22 protein-coding genes and 1 other RNA gene are annotated in these 21,107 nt (G+C 33.5%); 11 read left to right on the forward strand and 12 right to left on the reverse strand.

Annotated features, from left to right (window positions below; all coding sequences use genetic code 11):
- Positions 1-35: 35 nt before the first annotated feature.
- The 3 genes from ED556_RS06210 to ED556_RS06220 are packed head-to-tail and all read left to right on the forward strand — an operon-like array spanning position 36 to position 1,629.
- Entirely contained in the window at positions 36-686 is a 651-nt protein-coding gene (locus ED556_RS06210; protein ID WP_296320810.1) for an RNA methyltransferase, read from the forward strand.
- A gap of 43 nt (positions 687-729) precedes the next feature.
- Positions 730-1,260 (forward strand): SRPBCC family protein, encoded by a 531-nt coding sequence (locus ED556_RS06215; RefSeq protein ID WP_296320813.1) that lies wholly within the window; start codon positions 730-732, stop codon positions 1,258-1,260.
- Positions 1,261-1,266: 6 nt separating this feature from the next.
- Positions 1,267-1,629 carry a VOC family protein gene (locus ED556_RS06220; RefSeq protein ID WP_296320815.1) on the forward strand — a complete coding sequence of 121 codons (363 nt, stop codon included), beginning with the start codon at positions 1,267-1,269 and terminating at the stop codon, positions 1,627-1,629.
- Between the two features lie 4 nt (positions 1,630-1,633).
- Here the strand turns inward: ED556_RS06220 and ED556_RS06225 are convergent, their stop codons facing one another.
- From ED556_RS06225 to fahA, 5 genes are all read right to left on the reverse strand, one after another.
- The gene (locus ED556_RS06225) at positions 1,634-2,443 is read right to left on the reverse strand and encodes a carboxypeptidase-like regulatory domain-containing protein (RefSeq protein WP_296320818.1); all 810 of its coding nucleotides are present in this window, start codon (positions 2,441-2,443) and stop codon (positions 1,634-1,636) included.
- A 117-nt stretch (positions 2,444-2,560) separates the two neighbouring features.
- Positions 2,561-4,330, reverse strand: coding sequence for a DEAD/DEAH box helicase (locus ED556_RS06230; protein ID WP_296320821.1), 1,770 nt, complete (start codon positions 4,328-4,330; stop codon positions 2,561-2,563).
- A 163-nt stretch (positions 4,331-4,493) separates the two neighbouring features.
- Positions 4,494-5,069: a non-canonical purine NTP diphosphatase gene (locus ED556_RS06235; RefSeq protein WP_296320826.1), complete on the reverse strand. Its 576-nt coding sequence runs from the start codon at positions 5,067-5,069 to the stop codon at positions 4,494-4,496.
- A gap of 96 nt (positions 5,070-5,165) precedes the next feature.
- On the reverse strand, positions 5,166-6,341 hold the full coding sequence (locus ED556_RS06240) for a hypothetical protein (protein ID WP_296320829.1): 1,176 nt from the start codon (positions 6,339-6,341) through the stop codon (positions 5,166-5,168).
- Positions 6,342-6,458: 117 nt separating this feature from the next.
- The gene (gene fahA, locus ED556_RS06245) at positions 6,459-7,751 is read right to left on the reverse strand and encodes a fumarylacetoacetase (RefSeq protein WP_296321763.1); all 1,293 of its coding nucleotides are present in this window, start codon (positions 7,749-7,751) and stop codon (positions 6,459-6,461) included.
- Between the two features lie 113 nt (positions 7,752-7,864).
- Here fahA and glyA point away from each other — a divergent pair, with 113 nt between their 5' ends.
- On the forward strand, positions 7,865-9,139 hold the full coding sequence (gene glyA, locus ED556_RS06250; RefSeq protein WP_296320830.1) for a serine hydroxymethyltransferase: 1,275 nt from the start codon (positions 7,865-7,867) through the stop codon (positions 9,137-9,139).
- Here glyA and ED556_RS06255 read toward each other — a convergent pair whose 3' ends face one another.
- The gene (locus tag ED556_RS06255; RefSeq protein ID WP_296320833.1) at positions 9,140-9,820 is read right to left on the reverse strand and encodes a LytTR family DNA-binding domain-containing protein; all 681 of its coding nucleotides are present in this window, start codon (positions 9,818-9,820) and stop codon (positions 9,140-9,142) included.
- On the reverse strand, positions 9,817-10,851 hold the full coding sequence (locus ED556_RS06260; RefSeq protein ID WP_296320836.1) for a histidine kinase: 1,035 nt from the start codon (positions 10,849-10,851) through the stop codon (positions 9,817-9,819). Before ED556_RS06260 ends, ED556_RS06255 begins: the two co-directional genes overlap by 4 nt.
- A gap of 197 nt (positions 10,852-11,048) precedes the next feature.
- On the opposite strand from ED556_RS06260, the gene ED556_RS06265 reads away from it, so the two are divergent.
- Both ED556_RS06265 and ED556_RS06270 read left to right on the forward strand, forming a co-directional pair.
- Positions 11,049-11,930, forward strand: a complete 882-nt coding sequence (locus ED556_RS06265) for a DUF5694 domain-containing protein (RefSeq protein ID WP_296320839.1) — start codon at positions 11,049-11,051, stop codon at positions 11,928-11,930.
- A 20-nt stretch (positions 11,931-11,950) separates the two neighbouring features.
- Entirely contained in the window at positions 11,951-12,880 is a 930-nt protein-coding gene (locus ED556_RS06270) for a DUF5694 domain-containing protein (RefSeq protein WP_296320841.1), read from the forward strand.
- 4 nt (positions 12,881-12,884) lie between these two features.
- Here ED556_RS06270 and ED556_RS06275 read toward each other — a convergent pair whose 3' ends face one another.
- The 4 genes from ED556_RS06275 to ED556_RS06290 all read right to left on the reverse strand — a co-directional run bounded on the left by ED556_RS06275 (position 12,885) and on the right by ED556_RS06290 (position 16,881).
- Positions 12,885-14,462, reverse strand: coding sequence for a hypothetical protein (locus ED556_RS06275; RefSeq protein WP_296320844.1), 1,578 nt, complete (start codon positions 14,460-14,462; stop codon positions 12,885-12,887).
- A gap of 75 nt (positions 14,463-14,537) precedes the next feature.
- Positions 14,538-15,299 (reverse strand): hypothetical protein, encoded by a 762-nt coding sequence (locus ED556_RS06280; RefSeq protein WP_296320847.1) that lies wholly within the window; start codon positions 15,297-15,299, stop codon positions 14,538-14,540.
- Between the two features lie 163 nt (positions 15,300-15,462).
- Positions 15,463-15,852, reverse strand: coding sequence for an acyl-CoA thioesterase (locus ED556_RS06285; RefSeq protein ID WP_296320850.1), 390 nt, complete (start codon positions 15,850-15,852; stop codon positions 15,463-15,465).
- 3 nt (positions 15,853-15,855) lie between these two features.
- The gene (locus ED556_RS06290; RefSeq protein WP_296320853.1) at positions 15,856-16,881 is read right to left on the reverse strand and encodes a glutaminyl-peptide cyclotransferase; all 1,026 of its coding nucleotides are present in this window, start codon (positions 16,879-16,881) and stop codon (positions 15,856-15,858) included.
- A gap of 88 nt (positions 16,882-16,969) precedes the next feature.
- Between ED556_RS06290 and ffs the strand changes: the two genes are divergently transcribed.
- The 5 genes from ffs to fsa all read left to right on the forward strand — a co-directional run bounded on the left by ffs (position 16,970) and on the right by fsa (position 19,605).
- Positions 16,970-17,068: signal recognition particle sRNA small type (gene ffs / locus ED556_RS06295), an RNA gene on the forward strand.
- Positions 17,069-17,124: 56 nt separating this feature from the next.
- Positions 17,125-17,925: an SDR family oxidoreductase gene (locus tag ED556_RS06300; RefSeq protein WP_296320855.1), complete on the forward strand. Its 801-nt coding sequence runs from the start codon at positions 17,125-17,127 to the stop codon at positions 17,923-17,925.
- A gap of 77 nt (positions 17,926-18,002) precedes the next feature.
- Positions 18,003-18,410, forward strand: a complete 408-nt coding sequence (locus ED556_RS06305) for a hypothetical protein (protein WP_296320858.1) — start codon at positions 18,003-18,005, stop codon at positions 18,408-18,410.
- A gap of 64 nt (positions 18,411-18,474) precedes the next feature.
- Positions 18,475-18,855, forward strand: coding sequence for a hypothetical protein (locus ED556_RS06310; protein WP_296320861.1), 381 nt, complete (start codon positions 18,475-18,477; stop codon positions 18,853-18,855).
- A gap of 96 nt (positions 18,856-18,951) precedes the next feature.
- On the forward strand, positions 18,952-19,605 hold the full coding sequence (gene fsa / locus ED556_RS06315) for a fructose-6-phosphate aldolase (protein WP_296320864.1): 654 nt from the start codon (positions 18,952-18,954) through the stop codon (positions 19,603-19,605).
- Between the two features lie 36 nt (positions 19,606-19,641).
- Here fsa and ED556_RS06320 read toward each other — a convergent pair whose 3' ends face one another.
- Positions 19,642-21,090 carry a redoxin domain-containing protein gene (locus ED556_RS06320; protein ID WP_296320868.1) on the reverse strand — a complete coding sequence of 483 codons (1,449 nt, stop codon included), beginning with the start codon at positions 21,088-21,090 and terminating at the stop codon, positions 19,642-19,644.
- Positions 21,091-21,107 lie beyond the last annotated feature (17 nt).

Here is a 21,107-nt window from a genome sequence, read left to right on the forward strand (position 1 = left end):
ATATAGTGATGCGCATTATTTTATATTTTTGGTTTATGCCAGACATTGAACTTCTAAAATATCTTGAATCTTATCTCACTGAAAACAGACGACAGCGGTTTGCTAAAGTCTTATCTCAAAGAACCAAGCACTTTACCGTAGCTACAGAAGATGTATATCAGTTGCACAATACTAGTGCTGTGATTCGCTCTTGCGATGTTTTTGGCATACAAGAGGTTAATGTAATAGAAGAAGTCAACTCAAAACGTGTTGACCGAGAAATTGCTATGGGCGCACAAAAGTGGGTAGACCTTAATCGATACAATAGTGCCAAAACTTGTATTGAGGATTTAAAATCGAAAGGTTACCAAATTGTGGCTACTACACCACATAAAGATGATTGCGAACTTATAGATTTTAATATAACTAAAAAATCGTGCTTTGTTTTCGGAAGAGAAACAGAAGGCTTATCGGATTATGTTTTGGAAAATGCAGATTGTTTTTTAAAAATCCCGATGGTAGGCTTTACAGAGAGTTTAAATATCTCCGTATCTGCAGCTATAATTTTACAACACGTTACTTCAAAATTAAGAACGTCAGCTATTGATTGGAAACTCACTGATGAAGAATTAATAACAAAACGATTCGATTGGATTAAAAAGACGATTAAAAATTATGACGCAATCGTGGAACGGTATAATGCATAATTGTATTTTTTGTACTTTTAAATACTAACTAAATCAAACTATAATGATGATTATCCTATACATAATTCTGGCCTTAATTGCTATAGTAATACTCTTAGCAATGATAGCGCCAAAATCTTATCATGTGAGTAGAAGTATTACGGTAAATAAACCTGTAAATGAGGTGTTTGATTACATGCGGTATATTAAAAATCAGAATGATTGGTCACCATGGAAAAAGAAAGATCCAAACATGAAACAAGAGTTTACTGGCACAGATGGAGAAATAGGTTTTATATCAAAATGGGAAGGTAATAAAGACGTAGGCACAGGAGAACAGGAGATTGTCTCGATAACTGAAAACAAGTCTATTAATAGCCAATTGCGTTTTTTTAAACCATGGAAATCACAATCCGATGCGTATTTAACAACCCGGAGTGTTGATGATAATTCAACTGAAGTTATTTGGGGATTTTCGGGCGTGAATAAACCACCTTCAAATATTTTCTTTTTGTTTTTTAATATGGATAAATCGGTAGGAAAAGATTTTGAAGAAGGCTTGAGTGAATTGAAAAGAATACTAGAATCTAAATAATATTTTATGGTAGGTTGGTTTGAAATTCCTGTTAATAATATGGCAAGAGCCAAAGCCTTCTACGAATCGGTTTTTGACATTGAAATACAAGAAGTTGATTTTGGAGGTTTAAAAATGGGTTGGTTTCCAAATAATAATGGCGCCTATGGCGCTACAGGGACACTTATAAAACAAGATACTTATGTACCTAGTAAAGAAGGTACATTAGTATATTTTATGAGTAACAACGTTACAAATGAATTGAGCAGAGTATCAGCAGCTGGAGGAGAGATCTATCAAGAGAAAACCAAAATATCGGATGAGCATGGTTTTATGGGTGTATTTATAGATTCTGAAGGTAATAGAGTAGCCTTGCACTCAAAAGAGTAATTGTTTATGGAGATACTTTCTTTTTACCACGCTTACGATCACTATTACGATTTAAAACTTTGTATTCTTCGTAACATTCACTAATTGCATCTAGAACCTGAAGGTCGTTTGCTGTTCTGATAAAATCTCTAGAGTAATTGCATTGGTTTACAATTTCATCCAAATCATATTTGTCAACCTGAAGCAACACAGTAAGCATCTCACGGTCATAACGCTTTGCAAGTTGGTTTCGAATCTCATCATCCTTTTTCATTTCCTTTAGCTTACGCATCTGAGTTTGTTTTTTACCAAACATCTTATACATAAAATCTGCAGGATTGAAAATAGCACCTAATACCTTATTAACTACATTGGTAGTTCCACCTTCATAACCCTGATTAGGTATTCCAGAAATTCTAAAGCGGTTATTTGAGCGTATAGGAATTTGCTTAATATCAACTTCAAGATAACCTGTAAGTTTTAACTGATTGACCACAACTTCTTCAAGAGCAAGTGCTAAGTCTGTCATTTCAATTTCAGTATTACCATATTTAATCCAGTCGTTGGTAACACGAACTTTTATAGACTTATAACCAATATAAGATAAGTGTAATGTGTCATTGACTTTAGCTCTGATGTCGAATACACCATCTTCATTAGTCGTTGTTCCTATAACTTGATTTAAATTAACAATATTGGCATCTGCAAGCGGTTCTCTGGTAGTACTGCTAATAATTGTAGCTTGTACTCTTGTAGGTTCGCCATTGTCATTAGAATCTTGGGAAAAGGATAAAAATCCAAAACAACATAATATGGTACAAAGGTATATTCTCATCTGCATCGTTACTCGGTAAAGGTACTAAACAAAACGCATTTTGTTGGTTGCCTTCAGTAGATTTGACTAAATATTAACAACATGCTTACAAAAAGTATGCAGAAATTAATTCAAACCTTATTTTCTTCTAGACCGTCTTGGTCTGTTCGAAACTGAAGAACGCCTACGTTTATTAGTTGTTCTTTCACCAGTATCTTTAGAACGACGTGAACGTCTTTCACCCTTTGGCTTATCGTGATTACGACGTCTTCCACGATCTCTATCACGGCGTTTTCCTCCACTACGACCTTTATTTTCGCTAATTTCTACATTAACAAAACGCCCGTTATATTTAAAATCTGTAAAGAAATCAAGCACTTTTTGCTCGTTTTCCTTTTCAGTATTGAAGAATGAAAAACTATCCTTTACATCAACTTTAAAGACATCATCACGACCTAATTCAAGGACTTCTTTCAAGAAATCCTTTAAGCTCATCCAATCATAACCATCTTTCCGACCTACATTAATAAAATAGCGCGTATCGTTAGACGACTTACTGTAATCTCTGCCATCACCGCCAGAATCAGATACATTTAAGTCTTTGGATTTCTGATAGTAGTTAAAGAATCTAGTGAACTCAACTGAGAAGAATTTTTTAATGAGTTCATCTTTATCAGTATTGTTAAACAATTCGTTAATACTAGGTAAGTAACTGTCTATTTCATGATTTGCTTCAGTATTATGCACCTTATTGGCTAAACTCATTAACTGTACTTTGCAGATTTCCATTCCGGATGGAATATTCTTTTTCTCAAACTGCTTTTTTATAATGCGCTCAATACTTTTAATTTTTCGTACTTCACTCTTAGATACTATAACCATCGACACACCTGTTTTACCGGCGCGACCTGTACGCCCAGAACGGTGCGTATAAGTTTCAATCTCGTCTGGTAGTTGATAATTGATAACATGTGTTATATCATCTACATCAATACCACGAGCAGCTACATCTGTAGCCACAAGCATTTGTATCTGTTTATTACGGAATGCCTTCATGACCAGATCACGTTGATTTTGACTTAAATCACCATGAAGTGCGCCAGCACTATAACCATCTTCAACTAATTTTTCAGCTACTTTTTGAGTATCTCGTTTTGTTCTACAAAAAATCACTGAGAATATATCTGGATTAGCATCCGCTAAACGTTTTAATGCCAAATAACGATCACGTGCATTAACCAAATAGTACTCATGCGATACATTTTTAGTGCTTTCATTTTTATTGCCAACCGTAATTTCTATTGGGTCGTACATAAACTTTTTTGCAATAGAAGCTACTTCACGAGGCATGGTCGCTGAAAACAACCACGTACTTTTATCATCTGGAGTATGTGATAAAATACTTGTAATATCCTCGTAAAAGCCCATGTTTAACATCTCATCGGCCTCATCAAGCACACTGTATTGTATTTTAGAAATATCAACGAGTTTTCTACTAATCATATCTTTCATACGTCCAGGTGTCGCTACAATAATTTGTGCGCCTTTTTTGACCTGCTTAGCTTGTTCTGTAATACTTGCACCACCGTAAATAGCAGCCACATTAAGTCCTTTGCAGTATTTGCCATAAAGCTTTAATTCAGCTGTTATCTGAAGGCAAAGCTCACGAGTAGGAGATAAGATAAGACCTTGAGTTGTGCGGCTGTTGATATCAATTTTTTCTAACATCGGAAACCCAAACGCTGCAGTTTTTCCTGTACCGGTTTGAGCTAATGCTACTAAATCGCGTTCTTCAGCTAGTAAAGTCGGTATGGCTTTTTGTTGTACATCACTTGGTTTTGTAAACCCTAAATCTGTGATTGCTTGTAATAGGTCGTCATTAAGACCTAAATCTTGGAATGTGCTCATTCGTAATTTTGTATTCAATTATGTTATGTGTGTTACTTTTTGAAGCGTATCGACATAACATTAACCTAAATACTTCATGTAACACATTCTCACCCTGAGAATTAAAGAAAGTCATTCCTATTGACTTTCAGCGTGCAAATATACGCTTTTATTTGAGTTTGAATTATATAGAGTCTAAATGGGAAATTAAACCCCTTACAGCTTTCCCACGATGTCCAATCTTATTTTTCTGTTCTAATGAAATTTCTGCAAAGGTTTCGTTGTAGCCTTCGGCTTTAAAAATAGGATCGTATCCAAAGCCTTTATCACCATGTTTTTCGTGTGTGATTTCACCTCGGCAAATACCGGTAAATGTTTTTAATTCGCCATTGAGATGTAATGCAATAACAGTTTTAAATTGTGCACCGCGATTGGTTTTGTCTTCAAGATTGTCTAATAACTTATTCATATTATCATTAGCATTTCGTTGTAACCCTGCATATCTAGCAGAATATACGCCAGGTTCACCATGTAATGCATCGACTTCCAACCCGGTATCATCTGCAAAGCAATCGTAACCATAATTAGTTTTAAGGTATTCTGCTTTTTGGATGGCATTACCTTCAATTGTAGGTTGTGTTTCGGGGATATCTTCTTTACAACCAATATCTTCTAGACTTAATAGTTCTATGTGTTTAGGTACTAATGTTTGTACTTCTTTAAGCTTATTACGGTTGTTAGTTGCAAATACGAGTTTCATTATTGGGTGCGCAGTTATCTGTTGTCATTTCGAGCGCAGTCGAGAAATTTTAAAAAGACATTTCGACTGTGCTCAATATGACACTAATTTAAATCATTAAAATTTATAATCGGCAATAATATCCTTAAGCCTTACTTTTAAATCTTCACCTGAGTCAAATACCATTTGCTCATTACTAGGGAATGGTACAGGACGATTTCTTAGCAAATCTCTATCATCTGGGGTCAAAGCTCTTCTATCACCTCTAAATGTGGCATAAAAGTTCTCAAATACAAAACCACTATCAATATTAAATTGTTCGATGGTTTCGTTAGATTTTAAATCTGTAAATACCACATTAGCCAATATTTCTGATTGCTTAAATTGTTCAAACTGAAATAATCTAGCACGAGCTGTGATAAACTTATCTTCTTTAATATCATTACCAAGGCTATCTTTTGCAACATTACCATTAGCATCATAGACATATTGCCAACCGTCTCTAACACGTTGTTGACGTAGAACTTCTCGTTCTCTAACTTGTTCAGGAGATATGTTTATCCTAGCCAATTGTAACTGCATAGCATAATCGTAATCCAAACTGTCATTTGCAAAAGCATGGTATTGTGTCCAGAACTGATCTAAACCATAAGTGTTAAAATCAAGTAAAGCATCTTCGAGACGTCTTGGAATAACCTGATTTGTCTGATTTTCTATTGCAACAATCACATGTGCTGTACCACGAACATGAGCTTCTTCCATAAATGCACGTGTACTTTGGTAATTTGGGTTTATATCTTCAATATATGATAATGTATTGTATGCATCACGAATTTGAAACTTATCATTGGTGTCTAAGAGTTGAATTCCTTTTTGATAATAATGTCCAGATACATTATCTCTAGCTTCAACGATATCACTTGTGTAATCATTATAGCCAAAATAAACTTCTCTTCCTTTAATACTTAATGGCAATAAAGGCCTTACAGCATTCTGGCGTTTTTCTAAAGCATTATATGTCTCGTAAATACGCTTGTAATATTCAGGATTATTACTAGCCTTAAGTCTCGCTATAGAATTTTCATCTCGCTCATTGGCCTTATCATAAGCATCCTTAAGCAATAAAATGTAATCTTGCTTGCGCTTAGCATCTTTGTTTGTTCTCAATTTTTTAATGGCCTTGTAAATGGCCTCATTGTAGTTGCCAGAGGTTAAAGCGCGTTCCACCTTTTTTTTAGATCCACAGGATACTAAAAACGCAACTATTACGAACATTAGAGTAGTTCTTTTCATAATCGTAAGTTTTAAGGTTTCACTCGATAGTCGAGATTAATTGGTATAATTCAATTGGTGTGCCAAAACTAAAAAAGTCCAGTAAAAAACTGGACTTTTAAATTATACGTATTATAACTACTTGGATTTCTTTGAGTTAAATACTGGTAATAATTGCGTTTTTACAGAGCCAAACCCAATGCGTACATCATCATTTTTACAATAACCACGCATAATTACGGTATCGTAATCATTTATAAATTTACGCTCAGAACCATCTTTCATTTTTATAGGTTTTGTACCACGCCATGTAAGTTCTAGCATAGAGCCATAGGAGTCTTCAGTAGCTCCAGAAATAGTTCCACTACCCATCATATCACCAGAATTTACCGGACAACCATTAACTGTATGATGTGCTAATTGCTGTGCCATATTCCAATACATGTACTTAAAATTAGACTTGCACACCGTAGTTTCCTTCGCACCTTTAGGCATAATTGCAGCTTCAAGATTAATATCAAAACTCTTTTTTCCTGAAGTTTGAAGATATTCGAGTGGTTTTGGGTCTTGCTTAGGACTTTCAACTCTAAAAGGCTCTAGAGCATCAAGCGTCACAATCCAAGGTGACATTGAAGATGCAAAATTCTTTCCCAAGAATGGCCCTAGCGGTACATATTCCCATTTTTGGATATCACGAGCAGACCAATCATTAAATAATACTAATCCAAAGATGTACTCTTCGGCTTCTTCAATAGGAATAGGTTCTCCCAAATCGTTTGCATCAGTAGTAATAAATGCCATTTCTAATTCAAAATCAACAAGTTTTGATGGTCCAAATATTGGCTGGTCACTATCTGCAGGTATGGTTTGACCCTGAGGTCTATGTATAGGAATACCTGAAGGAATAATCGAAGAGCTTCTTCCGTGATAACCAACTGGCAAGTGTAACCAATTTGGCATTAAGGCATTTTCTGGACCTCTAAACATCGTACCAACATTTGTAGCATGTTCTTTACTAGCATAAAAATCTGTATAATCACCAATATATATTGGTAACTGCATTTCAATCTCATCTAAGCGGAATAAAATAGTCTCTTTATGCGCCTTATTATGTTTTAGTGTTGTGTTTTCAGCATCAAAAATCTCAGCAATTCGATTTCTTACCAAGCGCCATGTTTTGCGGCCATCAGCAATAAAATCATTGAGTGTATCTTGTAAAAAGATATCGTCCGTAAGCGGAATACCATCAAAATAACCCAATTGATGTAAGGCACCAAGGTCAATGGCAGTATCACCAATACGAGTACCAATAGTAATAATATCTTCTTTTGTTAAGAATACACCAAAAGGAATATTTTGTATCGGAAAATCAGAATCTTTATTAACGTGTAACCACGAAATTCGGTCTGGATTATTTGCTGATAGAGGCATAAGATATTTGTTGATTAGATGTTGATTATTTCTATCCAAATCTACATGATTTTTCATATTAAAACTAATGTAATTTGTATTTTTGGTCTTCATTTAACATCCTAACATAGACTATGCAACGCGACGAACAAATTTTTGAATTAATACAAGCTGAAAAAGACCGACAAACTGAAGGAATTGAGTTAATCGCTTCTGAGAATTTTACTAGCCCGCAAGTAATGGAAGCATCTGGTTCTGTATTGACTAATAAGTATGCTGAAGGTTATCCAGGTAAGCGTTACTATGGTGGGTGCGAAGTTGTAGATGAAGTTGAAACTATTGCAATAGAACGTGCAAAAACATTATTTGGTGCTGCATATGCTAATGTGCAACCGCATTCTGGAAGTCAGGCAAATACAGCAGTTTACCACGCTTGCTTAAAACCAGGTGATACTATTTTAGGGTTTGATTTGTCTCACGGAGGTCACTTAACACATGGCTCGCCGGTAAATTTTTCTGGTAAATTATATAGACCAACCTTTTATGGTGTAAAAAAAGACACTGGCCGTATTGATTATGATATGTTATCTGATGTCGCTGAGAAAGAACGACCAAAATTAATCATCGCCGGTGCTTCCGCATATTCAAGGGATATTGATTTTGCCAAGTTCAGAGAAGTTGCAGATAACGTTGGAGCAATTTTATTAGCAGATATATCACACCCAGCTGGATTAATAGCTAAAGGCATTTTAAATGATCCTATGCCGCATTGCCATATTGTTACGACTACTACTCACAAGACATTACGTGGACCGCGTGGTGGTATGATACTAATGGGAGAGAATTTTGAAAACCCATTTGGATTGCGACTTAAGAACGGCAACTTACGTAAGATGTCAGGTCTTTTAGATTCAGGAGTATTTCCAGGGAATCAAGGTGGTCCATTAGAGCATATTATAGCTGCTAAGGCTATAGCATTTGGTGAAGCTTTAGAAGACGATTTCTTGCACTACATGCTTCAGGTAAAGAAAAATGCAGATGCAATGGCTCAAGCTTTTGTTGCAAAAGATTATCATTTAATTTCTGGAGGTACAGACAACCACATGATGTTAATTGATTTAAGAAATAAAAACATCACAGGAAAAGCTGCTGAGCAGGCATTAGTTAAGGCCGATATTACTGTAAATAAGAATATGGTACCTTTTGATACCGAATCACCTTTTGTAACGTCAGGAATTAGAGTTGGTACACCAGCAATTACAACACGAGGTCTTAAAGAAGATGATATGGCTTATGTGGTTGATTTAATTGACGAGGTGTTAATGAATTACGAAGATGAAACGGTTCTTGAAGCTGTGGCTGAAAAGGTTAATGCGTTAATGTCTCAAAGACCCTTATTTAATGTTTAACTATCCGTTTATTTTATCCCAAAATGCATCTTTGTATGTTGCGCCAATGGGTAAATGTTCGCCGTTAATAATTATCCGATTACGTTCTATATATTCTATATGTTCTAAGCTTACGATGTAGGATTTATGAACACGAATAAACTTATTATTAGGTAAAATTTGTTCAAAATCTTTCATGTTTTGTAAAGTCAGTACTTTGCCATCATTGGTCTGAATGGCTACATAATCGCTAAGCCCTTTAAGATATAAGATATCTGAGAATAATAGTTTTTGATGGCGATATTCAGTTTTTACAAATATATAGTCGTTACTCTCATTAGTAATTGCATTTGCACTTTTGCTTTGAACTTTTTCTACTGCTTTTAAAAAACGTTGAAATGTGATAGGTTTTAGTAAATAATCAACGGCATTTAGGTCATAACTTTCAAGAGCATATTCTGAGTATGCCGTTGTAAAAATGACTTTAATATCGGGGTTAATAATCTTCTTGAATTCTACTCCAGTAATCTCTGGCATTTGAATATCAAGGAATACTAAATCTATAGCAGTTTCTCTTAATAGTTTTAGAGCATCAATAGGATTATTAAAACTACCAATGACTTCTAAGTCTTCAATCTTAGAAGCATAGGATGTTAATAAGTCAACTGCTAAAGGTTCATCATCTATTATAATACAAGTCATTCGATTGGTATTTCTAGTTGTGCAGTATATAATTTATGTTCTGCTTTACAAGAAAATTTATGTTTGTTCAAGTATAAAAGCTCAAGTCGTTTTTTTAAGTTGTCTAATCCTAAACCACCGACTTTATCTTTTTTCTTGTCTTCGATTTCGTTAATAACAGAATAACGTAATATCGAGTTAGAGATATTTAAGCTGATGGCTATTGGATTTTCATTACTATGCAATTTACCATGTTTAAATGCATTTTCAACAAATGGTAGTAGAATAAATTGTGGTATTCGTACAGACTTGGTTAACCCTTCAATATTTAGCTTAACATTTGGTTGGTTTTTATGTCTTATACTTTCTAAATCTATAAAATTTCTAATTTGAGCTATTTCATCCTCTAATGATACATCCGTTTTGGTCTTGTATAATGAATATCTTAAAAGTGATGATAACTTTTCGATTGCACCTAATGCCTTGTCAGAATTTGTATGTACCAAAGCATAGATGTTATTTAGCGTATTAAATAAAAAATGAGGATTTGTTTGAGATCGTAATAAATCTAATTCCATTTGCTGCTTTTCTAAAAGCAATTGATTTGTTCGTTCATCCTTAAATTTTGAATACTGCCAGAAGTAATAGATGATTCCTAGAGAACAATACTGAAACGCATAGTAAAAATTATCAACGAGATAGTAGGTTAAAGATACACCTTGCTTATAATTGCCAAAACCAAATAAGTATCTGAAGGCAACTTCTTCTATAATATATCTTAAACAAATAATAATAGCTGCTGCTAAAAGCGTAGTTAATATATTATTCAAAAAAGGGTTTTTATTATGTCTCTTATAAAAAATTAAATAAGCAGAAAGCGTAAATAAGAAGAATATAAGCCCTACAGAAATGGTTAATAAAATAATTCTAGGCTGAAGCTGATATGCAATGACTTTACTTATAGAGCCAGAATTAATAATCTCTCTAACAACATCTGTTATAATGTAATAGAGAAAAAACCAAACCGCTAATTTTTTAAAATTGATTTTCATAAGTGCGAAACTAATTAAATATAAACTTAATTGAATTAGTTATCGGTGAACTAAAAAATTCTATCTGTAAACTTAATCTTGAGGAAATGATATAAAGTTAGCTAAAAATTGACCGAGGTGTTTACTTGGTTTACAGATTGTCTTTCTTTTTATCAGCTAAGTATCAGAATTTTGTTTCAACATTAAAACCGTCATTTATGTTAAATCGAATTCAAAACGTAATCGTATTAGTAATACTTTCAGTCTTAAGTTGTGAAAGCAATTTGGAATCTAAATCAGAAATCAAGCAAACTTCAAAAACCAATCCAGTTAAAGTATATCTATTAGGAACTTTTCATTTTGCTCAGACAGACTCAACTTATAATGTACTTGATGCTAAGCATCAGACTAGTATTGAAGAGCTCTGTAAAATAATTAGTAATCAGAAACCTGATAAGGTGTTTTTAGAGCGCCAACCTGAATATGAGTTTCAAAATAAAATAAACACATTGTACGATAAGTATAAGCAAATGAATAAGCCACTTAAAGTGAAGAATGAAATTTTTCAAGTTGGTTTTAGAGTTGCAAAACAGCTTAAGCACGATAGTGTTTACTTGTGTGATCATCCTGGTAGATATGGGTCTTTAAATAAAGTAGCTTATGAATATGCACAGGAAAATAACCAGAACGATGTCTTAGAACGAAAACGTTTTGGGACCATAAGACGTCAAGAAGATTTTATTGATGAAGACTCTTTAATGCAAAGCCAAAGCTTACTAGATTATATACGTTGGTTGAATAGTGATAAGGTTATGGATACCTCTCATGCAAGTTACATTACCAATTGGCCTTTATTAGGTAGTACGGATTATTATAATTACGACGATGAAAATACATTACTTGGCGCAGAAGTCATTGCAGATTGGTATAGACGTAACATACTTATTTATACTAAGATGATAAACCAAGTTGATTATGCAAATGACGACGCTATAGTTTTAATAATGGGTGGCGATCATATACCAATTATTAAAAACCTCTTTGACACTAACCCTTATTTTGAAGTAATACCAACAGATGAATGGTTGGCTAAACACTAATTTAAATGCATCAAAAACTTATGAAAACAATACATATACTTAAATCAATACTTGTTTTATTAATCGTCTCTAATGTTTCATTTTCACAGGAACAGCAAGAAATTTTAATTGTAGGTGATATGCATCAATTACCTGGAATTGTAAAGCGTGCTTATAAACCTATGGTAAAAAAAATAATGAAGTATAACCCAGAGCTAATAATGGCAGAATATTCTAAGACTGGTGATACAGCAGCCATGGGTGAGTGGAATTCAAAATTTAAGGACGCGTATATTAAAAAGAGTCAAAATTACACATATGATGAAAATGAAATCTCAAGCTTATTAAACACATCCAATACTAAGCTTGATAGTCTTCAATATAGAAAATTGCAGGCTTACTATTTGAGTATTGGTGATCAAGGTAATCATAGAATGTACGGTTATTTTGCTCGTCATGGTGCCACTAAAAAGTTTAAACCATATGGGAACCAAAATCCAGACTTAACGTTTCAGCTAATGCGCCAACTAAATTTAAAATCTGTTTATGGTGTAGATAGTCATGAAGGATATAATGGTTATTGGCCAGCTTGGCAACGTGCATTGAAACAAGGAACTGAAGAAGGAAAAAAAACCTTTAAAAAGACCATGCGTAAAGATACATGGGGAACAGCATTTGCAGGCGCGTCTTGGTCTTTGGGTAGATATACCAATAAGCCTTCTACACTTGATGCGTATTACCGAGTTAACTCATTAAGATTTAAAGGCTTCAGTGGAGAAGATTATGACTTACAACAAAAAAAGTGGGATGACAGAAATGTAAATATGGCTAAAAATATACTAGAAGTACTAAGCAAAAATGATGTACAACGTAGTGTGCTTATAGTTGGTGCTGGCCATGCAAAAGCAGTAAGCCAAGAGTTAAAAAAACTAGACGCTAATTTAAAAGTGGTAATGTATAATGATTTGTAGAAAATTAATCCTCCAAAATAGTACTTTGATATGCACCTGCATCCGGAGATGCTGTTCTAGATTCGTTTAATAAATCGAATGGTACTTGTGTTGCAAATAGCAAACTGCCAATACCATTTGCACCAGAGTCCTCACCAATACGCATTAAGTTTTCAAAAGGTGCTTCAAAATCCGGATCTTCATTAAAGATGTTGTTTTCGTAGAAGGTAACATCTGTGAAATCATAGTTTGGAGTGCCTTCTAGGTTATTATTGTCAAAACGAAGCAGGCAGTTAGAGAATTTAAAATTAAAATCATCACCCAGTTGATCCAGTATAAATTCTGGATTATCATTTCCATAGATGATGCAATTATTAAAGTTGGCTTCAGCTAAAGGATTTGTACCAATCGTATTTTCATCAATTTGAGCAAAATCATTTAATAATACTGCGGGGAATTGTCTAAAGCTATTGTTCCAGTAGTTAGCAATTGTACAATGTGTAAAATTGTATTTTCCTCCAACAGTTCCTCCAAAAGAAGATTGTCCAGAGTTATTAATGACTACATTTTCAGCAGTAATTGAAGTCGCTCTTCCTAAAATTCCAAATGAACTTGTATTATAGATTTGCGAGTTGGTAATTGTTAATTTATCTGTCGGTAAATCGTCATCCCCTTCTGCTAATATCCCTATAGTAGCATTTTTTATAGTTGCGTGATTAATGGTGTTATTGACACTACCGTTAAATAAATAAATTGTGCCCCATTGTCCAGGAACATCCGAGAAAATGGGTTCTAATCTATCACCTTCAAAAATGACTTCATTTTCTAAAAGTTCTGGGTCACTACTCGTGCTACCATTAACATTAAGCGTAGCATTATTAGTTATCAAAATCCCAGAATCTGCATGAAAATGAACTCGCGCACCTGCCTCAACAGTTAAAGTTTCACCTTCATCTACAGCAGCATAACCGTATATGACATAGGGTCTTTCATTGGTAAAGGTAAGTTCTGAAGTTGTTAAAAATCGTCCGGGTAAGGCCGTTTCATCAACAATGCCATCACCATCGACATCAAAATTTAAATTTTCGAACATGGTACTATTACCTTGAAAATCCGGGTATATAAACACCGCATCTCGGACTAAGGTCACTAAATCCACATCTTGCTGATTGCTTCCGCCATCAAATAAAATACGATCAGTATATAAAAATTCAGTATCAGATGTTGGCAGTGTGCTAATATCAATTGTAGTTTCTATAAAGATGAATAAACTATCGTTAGCCAATAATTCAACATTTTCGAAAATTTTTCCTTCTTCAGGTGTACCTTCGTTTCCTGTGCTACCATCAACATTTAATCTATAAAATGAGCCTATTCCACGCTCTAACTGAATTGTTGGGATTACAATATCATCATCACTTCTGTTATACACTTTTAGGTTGTAGGTACTAGAGCCAATGTTATTAAAAACAGTATCCAAGTAAACCGTGTCTCTTGCAAATTCTAGATTTCCTGTACTTGGAGAAAATTCAAAATCGTTACGACAAGAACTCCAAAACATTAAAACTCCAAAACAAATAAAGAAGTATAGTAATCGCTTCATATAGTCGAAAAATTATTTCAGGCTAAAAATATAACTTTTCAATTGATGTTTTAGTATAGAGTAGAAAAAGAATAGCTAATTCTTTTTTGTGTCCTTGGCCTGTTCTTCGGCCATTTCTACAATCACCATAAACTCGCTGGCGTATAATGTAAAATCATCAAGCAATATTAGTCTTGTGTTGTAGTTGAGTTTGCTTTCAAGAATATTTTTTGTTTCGCAAAACTCATAGTAAAGTGAATGGTATTGTTCAGGTACCTTCAGTTCATTGGTTAAAAGTGCTTGGGTAAAAAACGGATTTGTTTCAAATAAGCGCTTTAACTGATCGTACTTTAAAGTATTTGGGATGTCTTGAGTCTTCTTTTTAAATAGCTTCCCAATCATTTTAGCTATTCTAATAAAATCCACACCGTATTTTGATGCACCATTAGCAGTAACACCACGTAGTTCTTTATCTTTTGTGATAATGTCGTTAAGACTTTGATTGTATTTATCTTTTGCAAAAACTACAGGTTTTGGTTTGCTAGCTATATTAACTTCTTCTAATTCATTAATTATTTTCTGAAGTTCAAAGACATAAGTGCCTTCAAAATAATCTTCTTTTACAATAACAAATATAGGTTTATAAAAAACAGATTGAAATGATAATGTATCTCTAGGATTTGCTTTAATTGTAAATTCACCTTGCTCATTAGTTACTGTTAGCACTTTTTGAGTAATATTTAGAACTTTTACACCTTTTACACGCTCTTCAGAATCGTAAACAATTGCATTTATCGCTTGGGCATTAGTAATTGAATATGAAACTGTAAATAAAACAAAAAGTAGTTTTCGTAGCATTTAGATGGCGTGTTTAAAATTAGAAATCTCTTACAATAACGAGGATATTTGTAAGTCTAAAAACTATTTTTAAAAATTTTAACTCGATTATCGAGACTTGTACATTTCTGTTGGCTTTTTAGAATTTCAGGGCTTATTTGAACTAACAGATTTTTGAAGTATACTAGTCAAAAAGGGTTGCAATGCCTTCGGTAATTCGAGTTGGACGATGCGTCTTTGCATCTATAAGACACCATTTTGTTTCTGAACTAATTATGAGTTTATTGGTTTTTTGATGATACATCTCAACTTTTCTAACAGATGAAACACCTTCGGAAGACACTACAAAAGTTTTAATTAATATGGTATCACCCAGAAAAGCTTGACCTTTATAGTCTATAGTATGCTTTATCAATACCCAATAGAAATTATTTAGAATAGACGTTGAAGCACTTTTAAGCCAGTGTTCTTCAGCAATATCTTGAACCCATTGTACGTAGCGTACATTATTAACATGATTGAGTTGATCAAGGTCAGAATCTGATACGACTATTTCTTTTTGAAAGATTTGCAAGACTTACTTCTTAGCTATTGTAATCTCAAAAAGTTTATCCCAACGTTTCCCAGTCACAAAAATAGTTTCGGTTTCAGGATTATAAGCAATACCATTGAGTACATTATCATCTTTGGTAAAGCTAGGAATTTGCTTGGTAAGCTCAGTTAGGTCAATAATACCTTCAATAGAACCATTTTTAGGGTTTACAATAATGATAAAGTTTGTCGTATAAAGATTAGCATAAATCTTACCATTAATCCACTCAAGCTCGTTCAAACGACCAACTTTGGCTTTTTGAGTATACGCTTCTATTTTATCATCTTCTGTATAAGTAGATGTGTTTAGTGTCCAAATTCGCTCCGTGCCATCAGATTTATATAAAGATGTACCATCATTACACAAGCCCCAACCTTCAGCACTTTGGTTGTATCTAAAGATGCCTAGCTTTTCAAATGTGTTTAGGTCGTATATAATACCTGTATCTGCTTTCCATGTTAATTGATAAATTTTGCCATCTAAAATGGTTAATCCTTCAGCAAAATAACCACCGTTAAGGTCAAGGTTTTTTAGAACTTCACCAGTTTTGTAATCTACTTTTCGAAGTTTAGACTCGCCAAATTGCCCAGTACTCTCGTATAACACACCATCATGAAACTCTAAACCTTGTGTATAAGATGTATTGTCATGCGGATAGGTGTTTATAATTTCGAATGTGTATAAGTCAGGTTGTTTATTATCTAATACTTTAAGATTACTTTCGGCTATAATGGTATCATTACCTGAAATAACTCTTGCCACTAAATCTTGTTTGCCAAGTTTTACTCCATCAAGGCTTAAATTTTCGGTTACCTTTTTTCCTTCTAATACATATTCAATAGCATTAATTGAGACACCGTCAGGATTTTTTAATGAAAGCTTCACAGTTTGTCCAAGCTTAGCGGTATTATTTTTTGCTGAAGTCTTAACGGTTAAAACTGGTTTTTCACTACTACAAGCTAACACCAAACCTCCTAAAATTATGACAATGAAATATTTAAATCTTAACATATAACGCATTGAATTTTTGGCAAGATATCTATAAAAAATAGGATTAAAAAAATATTGTGAAAGTATTAAAAGGTTGTATCTTTGCAGCCGGCAAGTCCTACACAACCAGCTCCTGCTCAATCCTCCAGGTCGGGAACGAAGCAAAGGTACGCGGTCGTAGCGGTGTGATGTAGGTAGCTTGCCTTTTTTTGTACCATAAAATGAATGTTTGTACTTTTAACTTTCAACTTCTAACTCAAAAGTATGTCTAAAGTTGTTTTAATTACTGGCGGTTCTTCTGGAATAGGTAAGTCGATAGGCGAATATTTACAGACCAAAAATTTTGTGGTTTATGGTACGAGTAGAAACCCTGATAGATATCCTGGCACTTCATTTCCATTAATAGCTTTAGATGTTACTAAAAATGATACTATTAATGCTTGTATCGATGAGGTTTTAAAGCTCGAAGGTAAAATAGATGTTTTGGTTAATAATGCGGGCGCTGGTATTACTGGCCCAATGGAAGAAATTCCTGAAACTGAAATGAAACGAAATTTCGAAACCAACTTTTTTGGACCTATTAATGTTATAAAAGCGGTTTTGCCTAGTATGAGAACTCAGAACAGTGGTCTTATCATTAATATTACCTCAATAGCTGGTTATATGGGTTTACCGTTTAGAGGCATTTATAGTACAAGTAAAGGTGCGCTTGAATTAGCTACAGAAGCTTTTCGTATGGAGCTTAAAGCGTTTAATGTAAATATGTGTAATCTGGCACCTGGTGATTTTGCAACAAATATTGCAGCTGGTCGCTATCATGCACCAGCTACAGAAGATTCTCCTTATAAAGATTATGCTAGAGTTTTAAAAGATATTGACGATGATGTCGATAGTAGTAGTTCTCCAATATTGGTTGCACAAAAGGTGTATAAAATAATTGAAACCAAAAACCCAAAAATACACTATAAGGTTGGAGCTTTTATGCAGAAATTTTCTATTGTACTTAAACGTGTTCTACCAGATAAAGTTTATGAGAAACTTTTAATGAATCACTATAAACTATAATTAGTTTTTTTGGTACGTTTTTTGTGATTGATAATTAAAAAAATATTAATCTCGATTATCGAGTAAAATCATCGATCATGAAGTCAAAAACTACGCTCTTTTTCTTACTTACTTTTTTTACGCTTTCGTCTTGTGATGAAGCATTAGAATGTGTATTTGGTGTTAATCCAGAAATTAATGAATCTGTAATTTCTAGCGGGTTTTTAGATGAACCTTATCAACAGCGTATCACAGCAGAAGTAGATAATGATGCCAATGATAATTCTTATGATTATTTCTTTGAAGTATTTGGGGATTTACCAGCAGGTATTGAAGTTTTATTCTTCCCAAGAGAAATTAGACTTATTGGTCGTCCTGAGGAAGCAGGTTCTTTCGATTTTACAGTATATTTATCTGTTGAAAGCTTTCAGGATGGCTTTTTCGATGCAAGTCCTACGTGCGATGATGTAGTCAGCAAAGACTTTACATTATTTGTAAACGAATAAATCCAGATTTATAGTACTGTAATTTTATCTTTAATATAGCGTTTTTGGAATATAATTCCTCCTAATGCAGAAAAGGTCATGTATTTTATTAATAGTCGTAAGTGTAATGCTTTATGCCTGTCCTTTGATGACACCAGCACCTCATTATCATACTTACAGTCCAATTAATAATTCAGAAATAAATGAGGTTGAGGTATTCTGTACACCAAGAGTTAAGGTCTATCATATGTTTTATCATAAAGATTCGAAAATAGAAGTATGCTCAAAAGTTTTTGAAGACCAAAGTTGTACTACGATAGAGAAAGACACTTTTTTTGATAAAGTAAAATACACCAAGACTATCAGAATTAACGATGGTCGTTTTCATAGACTATTTGTTAATGATACACTATCAATCAGGATAAACGATTCAAGTAAAATACATCTGTTTATTCCTGTTGACTAAAAGTTAATTTCTTTTTATTTTTTTTAATAATCAAAGTATGCAATTGTTGTAAATTCGTGGCATCTTTAACATAACAATTCAAAACTAAAACCGTACATGAAATTTTTTATTGATACTGCCAATTTAGAACAGATAAAAGAGGCTCAAGACATGGGTATTTTAGATGGTGTAACAACAAATCCATCTTTAATGGCTAAAGAAGGTATTACTGGGCATGATAATATTATGAAACATTATGTAGACATCTGCAATATTGTTGATGGAGATGTTTCTGCCGAGGTTATTTCAACAGATTTTGATGGTATGGTCAGAGAAGGTGAGGCTTTGGCCGAATTACATGAGCAGATTGTAATTAAACTACCTATGATTAAAGATGGTGTTAAAGCTTGTAAATATTTTTCAGATAGAGGTATTAAAACTAATGTGACATTAGTATTTTCTCCTGGACAAGCACTTTTAGCTGCTAAGGCTGGTGCCACATATGTATCTCCTTTTATTGGGCGATTAGATGACATTTCTACTGATGGTTTAAACCTCATATCAGAGATTCGTCATATCTATGATAACTACGGATTTGATACTCAAATATTAGCAGCTTCTGTAAGACATACGATGCATGTAATAGATTGTGCAAAAATAGGAGCTGATGTGATGACCGGACCTTTAAAATCTATTGTTGGGTTGTTAAATCATCCTTTAACAGATATAGGTTTAGAAAAGTTCTTGGCTGATTATAAAAAAGGAAATTAAAACGAAGAAGATAAATTATTCAATTTTAAGGAGCTTCTAATTTAACACGAGCTCCTTTTTTTGTATCATATCTTTTAGCAAAGCTTCAAAGTCTTCATTAAAAATATTTACATTAGGATGTATAATATGCGCATCCTTATCTACAATCATTACTTTATACAAATAATTAACTGCAAGTGTTTTTAGAGCATCTTTTGGGTCTTTAAAACGATACTCGTTGGTAATGTCAAATTTGTACTGATATATTGTTTCTTTCCAAAATTTATCTGGGTTGTCATTAATGTTTATAGACATAAAGCCCATTTTTGGAAATTCAGTTTTAAGCTCTTTCACTCTATAGTGACTGTTCTTATAATGCTTTTTCTTGTTGGTAGACCAGAAGTAGATAAGTGTAGGCTTCTTTACAACTTGCGCAATGGTCATCTCTTGGTTATTTGTATTGATGACTTTTAAGTCAGGAAGACCTTTACCCGGTTTTAAATTATCTAAAGAAGCAATTAATCCGTTAAGGTATTTTATATCTTCTTCGCTTGTAGTCTTGGATAAATAAGATGCCATTAAATCATTAATTTCCTCTTTACTATCACAATTATTTATAAACTCTCTGGTCTTGTATTTAAGTATACTATTTTTTATAATCTCGTCATCAACATAGAGATCAACAAGATTAAGTTTGGATTTGTTGTAGTCAAGTTCATGTCGGTCAAATTTACTATGAAACTCATGATTTTCATAAAACGATCCTACAGCCAAGTTATCGAAATGGAAAAACAAATACCTATTATATGCAAAAAGCTCACTAAAGTCTTTTGCATTGTAATCAGTAGCATTTCTAAAGTCGTAAAAATTTTCAGGTAGATCCTTAATGTGTACCATTTTATTTTCGCCAAAATACACAAAAGGGTATATTTCCTTGGCGGCATAATAGTGGTAATCAATATTAGCTTTAATAATTGAACTCGCTAAAGGAGAAATGGTTTTATTAGACTTAAACTTTTCAAAACTTGCAATTTCCTTTTCATGTAAGTCATCAATGAAAACTCTATAATCTTCTGGTTCTTTCTTTTGACCATATTTTACAAGCTTTCTAGACTCTTTTTCATTATGCAGAAAGGACTTTATAAGAAAGTTATTTTTCTTAGACCCTTTACCTGTAAATACTAACGATTCGTCAAAGTCATAGGTATTAAGTCTAATCATTACACTATCATTTGGCTCTATAATTACAAATTGAATTTCACCACCATGCCAAAATGAATACAAACCAGACTTTAGATTAGAGATATTGTGTTTAAATCTGTTGTTTGCATCGAGGTATAGCGTATCACTTACATTTTCCCTTCTATTGTAGAAAATAACACTTTCTCCTTTTGGGTTAATTATCTCACCGCCAAAGAATGCTGTGTCAGTATCAGATACAGACGTATTTTTGCAGCCCAAGACGCAAAAAAGTAATAGGTTAGAGAGAAGTGCTAGTCGTTTCATCAAATGCAGCTTTACGC

This window comes from Winogradskyella sp., assembly GCF_003712105.1.
Taxonomy (GTDB): Bacteria; Bacteroidota; Bacteroidia; order Flavobacteriales; family Flavobacteriaceae; genus Winogradskyella.